This window comes from Streptomyces sp. MBT65 (assembly GCF_016612545.1).
Taxonomy (GTDB): Bacteria; Actinomycetota; Actinomycetes; order Streptomycetales; family Streptomycetaceae; genus Streptomyces.
Genome location: NZ_JAENRY010000371.1, coordinates 1 through 6,925, shown reverse-complemented (window position 1 = coordinate 6,925; position 6,925 = coordinate 1). Strand labels below are relative to the sequence as shown.

The following is a 6,925-nucleotide window of genomic DNA, read 5'->3' as shown; positions in this document are numbered from 1 at the left end:
CTGCAGGCCATGTGCAGGCAGGTCTTCGGCTTCCGCCTCGCGATGATCGCCCTCGCCGCCCCCTCCGCCCTCCTCAACGCCACCCCCGGCCTGGCGACCCGCCTGGTGGGCGCGGCGGTAGTGGTCACCTTCATGGCCTCCTACGTCCTGTTCAGGGACTGGGAACGCTTCGGCCCAGCCCTCCTGCGCCACCCCTCCCTCCTGGCCCTGGACACCCTCTTCGCCGCCCTCCTCCTGATCTCGGCGGGGCCCACCAGCACACTCGCGTACGTCAGCGTCTGCACCCCCCTCCTCGCCGGCATCGTCTACGGCTGGCGCGGCGCCGCCGCGTTCGCGAGCCTCCAGGCGCTGATCCTGCTGCTGGCGCAGACCGCCGCGGCGCACGAACACAAGGTCATGGCGCAGACCTTCCTGCTCCCCGGCCTGTGCGTGATCGCCGGCGCGGTGGGAGTGACCCTGCGCAAACTGATGCTCCGCTTCGGCGAGGCCACGACCGCGTTGACGACGGTCCAGGCCCGGCTCGCCGTGACCGAGGCGGTGGCGGCCGAACGGGCGCGGCTGGCACGCGAGTTGCACGACTCGGTGGCGAAGACCCTGCACGGTGTGGCGCTCGCGGCGGACGGCCTGGCCGGTTCGGCGGGCGCGGAGCACATGAACCCGACCCTGATCAGACAGCAGGCGGAGCTGGTGGCCCGCTCGGCGCGCAGGGCGGCAGCGGAGTCCCGGGAACTCCTGGCGGACCTGCGGCGCGAGTCCAACCCGGCCGAGGGCACGGACGTACTCGTGGAACTGGCCGCCCGCACAAGGGACTTCAGCACCAGGACCGGCCTGCCCACGACGTACCGCCCGACCGGCGAACACGGTGTGCCGCCGGTCCCGCCCGCCGTGGCCCGCCAGCTCCTCACCATCGCGACGGAGGCGATGGAGAACGCCCATCGCCACGCGACCCCGACCAAGCTCGACGTGGCGGCCGGGGTCCACGACGACCTCCTCCGCATCAGCGTCTACGACGACGGCCGCGGCCTGCCCGCCGGCACCACCCTGGAACAACTGCGCAGGGCGGGCCACTTCGGCCTGGTCGGCATGGTCGAACGGGCCGCGTCCGTCGGCGCCCGCATCCGCATCGGCCGGGGCGGCCACGACACGGGCACGGAGGTCCGCCTCGAACTGCCCCTGGAAGCCCTGACGACGGCGACGACGGCGCAGACGTAACACCCACGCCCTACCCACCACGCACCACGCACACGTACGAAGACAAGCGCGACGACGATGACCCGAGAGGAGGCAGCCATGCCGGACCGCACGACGCCCCACCCCGGCGCGCCGCAGCCGCCACCGAACCCGTTCCCCGACTTCCCGCCGCCCGCCCCGACTTCGGTGCTCCGGGTCGTGGTGGCCGACGACAACCCGGTGGTCCGGGCCGGTCTCACGGCCCTGTTGTCGGGACGCGCGGACATCACGGTCGTGGCGGAGGCGGCGGACGGCCGCGAGGCCTACGAGGCGGCACATCTGCACCGCCCGGACGTGGTCCTCCTGGACGTCCGCATGCCGGGTGTCGACGGCATCTCGGCGCTCCCGTACCTGGTGCGGATCGCACCGGTCGTGATGCTGACGTACAGCAGGGAGTCGGAGATCGTCCAGGAGGCGCTGCGGCGCGGAGCGGGCGGTTATCTGGTCCACGGCGAGTTCACGGCGGACGAACTGGTGGCCGCCGTAAGGGACATCCGGCAGGGCAGGGCCCATTTCACGCCATCGGCGGCCGGCGCGCTGCTGGCGCAGCTCAGACAGCAGCAGGCGGCCGGTTCGCTGCCCGAGGGGCTGGGCTCCTACGAGTCTCAACTAGGTGCGAATGCACACGCGATGAACCCTCCGATAGCCCAGCCATCACTGAGTTCTGCCAAACGTCTTTCGCAACTGCAACCGAATGTGGGACAGTTGGCGTCGGACAGGTCACGGTTCCAACTGAGCGCGAGGGAGGCGGAGATCATGGACCACATCGCGTCCGGCATGACCAATCAGCAGATCGCCGCCACCTGCTTCATCTCCGAGAAGACCGTCAAGAACCACATCAACCGCATCTTCGCCAAGCTCCACAGCACCAGCCGCTCCGAGGCGGCGGCCAAGTGGCTTGGTACGACGCCGGGTTCGGCCCGAGGGTTGGGGTGACCGATGACGTGGCGACGGGGGACCCAACTGCCGGGCCCACGGCCCCGGTTCGGCGACGGGCGGGCCCAGTGCGAAGGGCGGGGCTCCGATTGGGCCCGATTTTGGGCCCTGGGACCCTCTGGCGTACCTCTGGAACGGGCATACCGTTCTCATGTCGAGAGCGGCACCGGCGACGAGGAAGCCGGTAACGCGTCATTCGGAGGGGAACAGCATGAGCAACTGGATCAACACCACCGTGACGTACCTTCAGACTCGCGCCGCCCGCAGCGACAAGGGCCAGACCGCGGTGGAGTACCTGGGCATCATCGCGGTGGTCGTCGCGATCGTGTTGGCGATCACGGGTACGGACATCGGTCAGTCGATCTTCGACGCGATCACCGCGAAGATCGGCGAGGTCACCGGCGGCTGATGCGGCCCCGCAGGCACGGCGACGCAGGGCAGGCCTTCCCCATCTACATCACGGTGGTGGCAGGTCTGCTCTTTCTCGCGTTCGCGTATGTCGCGGTCGGCCAGGCCGCGGTGAATCGGGGTGGCGCCCAGACGGCCGCCGACGCGGCTGCGCTGGCGGCGGCACAGGACACCCGGGACGACCTTGCGGGCAGGTGGGTGGAGGACGTACTCGACCCGACCAAGTGGCAGGACATCTTCAACGGCAACGTGGCAGACCTCACCGACGGCTGTGGGCGGGCCGCTCAACTCGCAGAGCAGAACAAAGCCCACGTGACCAGCTGTCCGCCACCGACGGGGATCCCCTTGCAGTACACGGTCGGCGTCGAGAGCGACAAGCCCGTCGGGGACTCGATCGTCCCCGGCACGGAGAGCGTGCACTCGAAAGCTCATGCCACCGCCGTGATCGAGTCGCTCTGCACGTTCGACCCTCCCGGCGCGGACGCCGGGGACGATGTGCTGCCGAAGCTCACCTGCAAGGACGGTCAGGAGTGGGACCTGGACCCGCTCCATCTCACCGATCTACCGGGACCCGAGGACCTCTTCGACGTCCATCTGGCCGACTGACAAGCGAACGACGAGTGGTGAAGGAAGCAGAGTCATGAGCATTCGGTTCACTTCGAAGGCCCGCAGGGGGACGGTCGCGATGGCTGTCGCGGCAGGTCTGGCCCTCGGTGTGGCCGGCTGCGGGAGCGGTGGCGGCGACGACAAGAAGCCGGACACCACGGCGTCGGCCTCCAAGAGCGGCGGATCCGGTCCGAGTGCTCAGGAGGGACAGTCGGACGCGCCTCTGGCCGAACTGAAGGGCTCGAACGGCCTCGTCCTGGACATCACCTCCGCCACCCGGGACTCCGGCGGCTTCGTCACGGTGAACGGCAGTCTCAGGAACGACGGTGCCAACACCATCGCGATCCCCTCCGCGTTGAGCGGCAACGAGACCGAGATCATCAGGAACGGCAGGTCGTTGGGCGGCGCCACGCTCGTGGACTCGACGGGCAAGAAGCGCTACTACGTCCTGCGGGACACGGACGGCCGTCCGCTGACGACCACAGGCTTCTCCACCATCAAGTCGGGCGCGGACCTGGCCGTCTTCATGCAGTTCCCGGCCCCACCGACCACCACCACCGAAGTCTCCTTCGAACTACCGACGTTCTCCGTCGCCACGATCAAGATCTCCGGATGAGGCGGCCGTGACCACCACTCCCCGCCTCGCCCTGGTCGTGACCGCCGCCACGATCATGGTCGCCGCGAACATCGTCGGCGCGGTGGCGGCGCACGCCGACGACACCCCGAGTCCGAGCGTCCCGCCGGGCACCGAGGCCTCGGCCACCGCCCCGGTGAAGGTCGACCCGAACGACCCGGACCTGAAACTCCCCGAAGGCGCGACGCTCGCCGACCCCAAGGTCCTGGACATCAAGTCGGTCGTCGAGGACCAGGGCGGTGAGGAACGCCGTGAGGACACCAACTCGGACGTCACCTTCGCCCTCCAGGCCGAGGTCCTCTTCAGCAAGGACAGTTCCAAGCTGAGCGCCGAGTCGAAGTCCCGTATCGACGCGATCGCCGAGGAGATCAAGAAGCAGAACGCGACCACGGTCCGCGTCTTCGGCTTCACCGACAACCTAGGCTCGTCGGCCCACGGCGACATCCTGTCCAAGCAGCGTGCCGACGCCGTACAGGCCGTCCTGGACTCGGACTTGAACAACCCGAACATCACCTTCGAGGTACGCGGCTACGGCGAGCAGTACCCGATCGCCGACAACTCGACAGAGGCGGGCCGCAAGAAGAACCGAAGGGTCGAGGTGACGTTCCCGCGCACGGAGAGCTGAACGGCGCGTCCGCGCCGCCGGCTCAATCCGCGGGGCCCACCCGGGACTTGGGTACCGATTTGGGTCCACGGGCCCATCTCGGGCATCGGCCCTCTCCCTAACCTCTGGAAGCTCAGGCGGTGTTGTGAGCGACGACGGGGGACGGGGGAGACATGGCCTCGATCGGGGGAGCCGGAGCAGTCGGCGGGCACGGTGGCTCGAGCGGGCGCAGGGAGTTGCCCGCACCGCTCGCCACCGCACTGGTGCTGGTGTACGCACTCTTCGCGGTCACTGTCGTCGGCGGGCTGGGCCTGCTGATGACCGCCGCGTCGTACGACGTGCTCGACGGACAGGTCGTCGCCCTCGTCGCGTACGGCGCCGCGCCCGGTGTCCTCGGCGCGTGGCTGGCCCGGCGGAGCTGGGAGGGCGGGGTCCGGGTCAGGCTCGGACTCGTCGCCGTACAGGGCTGGTTGATCCTCGGCGGTGTCGTCAACCTCGCCTCCGGATCCGCCCACGGCGGTCTCCAGCTCCTCCTTCCGATCGTCATCCTCTTCTTCCTGACCCGCCCGGAGAGCCGTGACTGGTACGGGCTCGCCGGACTGGAACGCGCCGAGCGCCGCCCCTTCTCCCTGTCCCGGCTGATCCGTTGGCGCCGGGACGAGGGGCAGACGGCGGTCGAGTACGCCGGGTTCATCGCCATCGTCGCCGCGCTGATCGCGGCCCTGCTGGTCAGCGGCCTCGGGACGCAGATCTTCAGCGGTATCCAGTCGGAGGTCTGCAAGGTCACCGGCATGGCCTGCCCGGCTTCGGTCGACGGCGACACGGACGTAACTGCCGGAAACGGCAACGGCAACGGAAACGGCGACGGCAACGGCAACAGCGATGGCAACGGCAACGGCAACGGCAACGGCGACGGGAGCAACGACACCAACACGACCACCACCGCCGACGACCAGAAGCCCGCCCCCGCCAACGACGACAAAGACGACGGCTGCTTCTCCGGCGTAGGCGCCTTCTTCGGCTGCGCCGGCGACCAGGTGAAGCAGGTCGGCCAAGGCCTCTTCGTCGATGGCGTCTGGGGCGACCTCACCGGTATCTACGACATGGTCCGCCACCCCGTCGACACCCTGAAGGGCATCGGCGACTACGGCAAGCAGCTCGGCGACGACTGGTCGCAGAACTCCAAGGACGCCGGCAAGAAGTGGTCCGACGGCGACTACGGCGGCGCCCTGTGGGACTGGACCGGCGCCTCCCTGAAGACGGGTGGCACGGTCCTCTACGACCTGTTCATCGGCGACGACGTCGCCAAGGACTGGAACAACGGCGACAAGACCAGGGCCGTCACCCACGTCCTCTGGAACGTCGGTTCCCTCTTCATCCCTGGCTACGACGGCGCGAAGATCGTCGAGAAGGTCGGCGACCTCGGCAAGATCGGCAAGCTGGGGAAGCTCGGCGAACTCGCGGAGAAGGCGGCCAAGGCGGCCGACGACGCGAAGAAGGCCGCCAAGGCCGGTGACGTGGCGGGCGCCGAGAAGGCCGCGAAGGAGGCCGACGACGCCGCCGAGGAAGCGGAGCGGAAGGCCGAGAAGACCGGCTGCACGATCGGCGCACCGAGCCACCGCATCCCGTACGACGGCAACGGCCCCGGCCCCCTGACCGGTTCTCCCGGCACCGGCACCACCGTCCTTGCCGCCGGCGCCTCCCCGTACGTCCTCCTCGCCGAGGACGGCTGCGACGAGGACGCCGAGAAGGAGGCCGAGGAGGCGCGCAAGCAGGCGGACGAGGCCGACGAGGCGGCCGGGCGCATGACCAAGGACGAGGTCGAGGCGGCCAAGAAGCCGACCGTGCGGCAGGGCGACCCCAAGAAGTTCAAGGACCACTTCCTGCGCCACAAGAAGCTGATCGAGGACGCGCTGGGCACCAAGTACAAGAAGCTCAAGGAGGACGGCCCGCGCTTCGTGCAGGACATCGAGGACAACATCAAGAACGGCACGTTCCAGCTCGTCGGCAAGGGCACGCTGAAGAAGGGCGAGGCGGAGGGCCTCATCTACCGTGGCAGGGGCGTGACCGTCGTCCTGCACGAGAACGGCGACCTCTGGACCGTCCTGAAGTCCGGCGAGGGCCTGGACACGTCCATCCAGATCACGAAGAAGGCCGAGTGACCGAATGACAGGAGCAGCTGTGCCGCCGTCACGTCCGTCCCCCTCGGGCCCGACTCCCTGGAGCGTCGCGGAGGACGTGCTGCGGCAACGGCGCGTCACGGACGTCCTGGTGCCGGGCCGCATCGACCGGGACGAGACGATCTCCCGGTTCGCCCCCCAGCCGCTCGTCGTCTTTGTCCAACTCGACGACGGGGCGCTACGGCTCGAATCGGTCGGCGGATACGGCCAGTTGGCGGTCCAGGTGGTGGACCGGGTCTCCCTGGGCGGTGTCGACCTCTACGCGGCCATCGAGGAGGAGGGGGACGAACTCGCCCTGGCCTCCCAGGGCGAGTTCGTCCCCCTCCT

General features: G+C 69.2%; 8 protein-coding genes. All 8 read left to right on the top strand.

Going from position 1 to position 6,925, the window contains the following annotated elements:
- A partial coding sequence (locus JHN63_RS44995) for a sensor histidine kinase (RefSeq protein WP_234478651.1) occupies positions 1-1,212 on the top strand: 1,212 nt, incomplete at its 5' end.
- 78 nt (positions 1,213-1,290) lie between these two features.
- Complete coding sequence (locus JHN63_RS44990; RefSeq protein ID WP_200690918.1) at positions 1,291-2,166, top strand: response regulator transcription factor; 876 nt, start codon at positions 1,291-1,293, stop codon at positions 2,164-2,166.
- A gap of 211 nt (positions 2,167-2,377) precedes the next feature.
- Positions 2,378-2,575, top strand: a complete 198-nt coding sequence (locus tag JHN63_RS44985; protein WP_200690917.1) for a Flp family type IVb pilin — start codon at positions 2,378-2,380, stop codon at positions 2,573-2,575.
- Entirely contained in the window at positions 2,575-3,180 is a 606-nt protein-coding gene (locus JHN63_RS44980; RefSeq protein WP_200690916.1) for a pilus assembly protein TadG-related protein, read from the top strand. The genes JHN63_RS44985 and JHN63_RS44980 overlap by 1 nt, the downstream gene beginning before the upstream one ends.
- Before the next feature lie 34 nt (positions 3,181-3,214).
- Positions 3,215-3,796: a hypothetical protein gene (locus JHN63_RS44975; protein WP_200690915.1), complete on the top strand. Its 582-nt coding sequence runs from the start codon at positions 3,215-3,217 to the stop codon at positions 3,794-3,796.
- A gap of 7 nt (positions 3,797-3,803) precedes the next feature.
- A complete protein-coding gene (locus JHN63_RS44970; protein ID WP_200690914.1) occupies positions 3,804-4,439 on the top strand; it encodes an OmpA family protein in 636 nt (211 codons plus the stop codon).
- A 152-nt stretch (positions 4,440-4,591) separates the two neighbouring features.
- The gene (locus tag JHN63_RS44965) at positions 4,592-6,580 is read left to right on the top strand and encodes a hypothetical protein (protein ID WP_200690913.1); all 1,989 of its coding nucleotides are present in this window, start codon (positions 4,592-4,594) and stop codon (positions 6,578-6,580) included.
- A 19-nt stretch (positions 6,581-6,599) separates the two neighbouring features.
- On the top strand, positions 6,600-6,925 hold a 326-nt coding region (locus tag JHN63_RS44960), incomplete at its 3' end, for a hypothetical protein (protein ID WP_374223000.1).

Coding starts and splice junctions, on each gene's coding strand:
- JHN63_RS44975 (WP_200690915.1), top strand. CDS start 3,215: ATGAGCATTCGGTTCACTTCGAAGGCCCGCAGGGGGACGGTCGCGATG.
- JHN63_RS44980 (WP_200690916.1), top strand. CDS start 2,575: ATGCGGCCCCGCAGGCACGGCGACGCAGGGCAGGCCTTCCCCATCTAC.
- JHN63_RS44990 (WP_200690918.1), top strand. CDS start 1,291: ATGCCGGACCGCACGACGCCCCACCCCGGCGCGCCGCAGCCGCCACCG.
- JHN63_RS44985 (WP_200690917.1), top strand. CDS start 2,378: ATGAGCAACTGGATCAACACCACCGTGACGTACCTTCAGACTCGCGCC.
- JHN63_RS44965 (WP_200690913.1), top strand. CDS start 4,592: ATGGCCTCGATCGGGGGAGCCGGAGCAGTCGGCGGGCACGGTGGCTCG.